Annotated in this window: 3 protein-coding genes; all 3 read right to left on the bottom strand. The window is 65.8% G+C overall.

Annotated features, from left to right (window positions below):
• Positions 1-218, bottom strand: a 218-nt coding sequence (locus EN993_RS36075; RefSeq protein WP_245469082.1) for a terminase family protein, incomplete at its 3' end; no start/stop codon positions are given.
• Entirely contained in the window at positions 157-561 is a 405-nt protein-coding gene (locus tag EN993_RS36070) for a hypothetical protein (protein WP_127266268.1), read from the bottom strand. The genes EN993_RS36070 and EN993_RS36075, both read right to left, overlap by 62 nt.
• Complete coding sequence (locus EN993_RS36065; RefSeq protein ID WP_127266267.1) at positions 554-973, bottom strand: hypothetical protein; 420 nt, start codon at positions 971-973, stop codon at positions 554-556. Before EN993_RS36065 ends, EN993_RS36070 begins: the two co-directional genes overlap by 8 nt.
• Positions 974-1,133 lie beyond the last annotated feature (160 nt).

The following is a 1,133-nucleotide window of genomic DNA, read 5'->3' as shown; positions in this document are numbered from 1 at the left end:
GCGGGATAGCGGCCGGTGAGGTGCATGGCCCATTCGGCGCCCCCTGCCCTGGTCTTGCCGAGCTGGTTGCCGGCCATGAACAGCCTTTCGCGGTTCTGCGCGCCTGCCGCGTGAAACTCGGCCTGGCGCTGATACGGCTTGTAGGCGGCAAGAAGATTAGTCCGGCGCCTGCGGTCCAGTTCCGCCAGCAGCGCCAGATATTCCGTCCTGGCGGACATCACCGAGCTCTTCGAGGAACGGCTTGACGACGGCTTCGAGGGCCCGGATGCGGCTGCGGATCTCGTCATCGCTTAAGCCGTCCATTTGGTTGATCGTGGCATCAAAATCCTTGGGCAGCACCGAAAGCACGATCTTCAGATACTGGTCCGGCTTGTCGGCCCGCACCTCGGCGATGACGCCGGCGCCATGTGCGCGGAAATCAGCCCGCACAGCAGCCAGGAAATCATCGCCCAGCGTTTTCTTCGCGCGCTTGGGGCGCGGCCTCCGCGCAGCCGGGCTGGCAGTGGGTTTGCGCCTTGCCGGCTTGCGGCGCGTTGGCCCGGCGGCGGTCTTGTCAGTCATGGACCTGCCCCGTGGCATTGGCATCGGCAGCGGAAATGCCGGCCTTCGGCGGTGCCGATCTGACCCGGTTGGCCGGTTTCTTCGAGCGGGCGTTCTTCTTGGTCCGTTTCTTTGCTCTCTGGGGCCGCTTCGGCCTTGCCGCATCGGCAGGCTTCGCCGCCTGGGCAGGCTTCGTCACACCGGCCTGTGCCTTGAGACGTGCCATGACGAGACCGACAAGCTGCCCAGCGATGCCGGCTTGCGGGAAACAAAAGCCGCCGGCCGCGTCCCGCACCATGCCGATCAGCACGCCGGGCGCGACCTGTTCGACACGGCCGAGGCGTGGCTGCGGCTCGGCACCTTCGAACTCGCCAATGGCGCTGACGACCTCACGGCCGTCATCGTTGGTGATGATGGTGGCGTAGCGGGTCATGAATCACGTTCCTGAATCAGCGCGCGTTGCGCAAACATCCCGTTGGTGGGAAGCTGCCTCCTTGACGGAGGACGGCCATGAGCAGCGTCACCACGCATTACGGCAGCGACGGCATCGTCGAGCGCATGCTGGCCGCGATCCCCGACGCGAAACCCGATAG

Source organism: Mesorhizobium sp. M7D.F.Ca.US.004.01.2.1 (assembly GCF_003997785.1).
In the GTDB taxonomy this organism is placed as follows: domain Bacteria; phylum Pseudomonadota; class Alphaproteobacteria; order Rhizobiales; family Rhizobiaceae; genus Mesorhizobium; species Mesorhizobium loti.
Note: the sequence above shows the minus strand (reverse complement) of the source record. Positions and strands in the feature narration are given on the sequence as shown.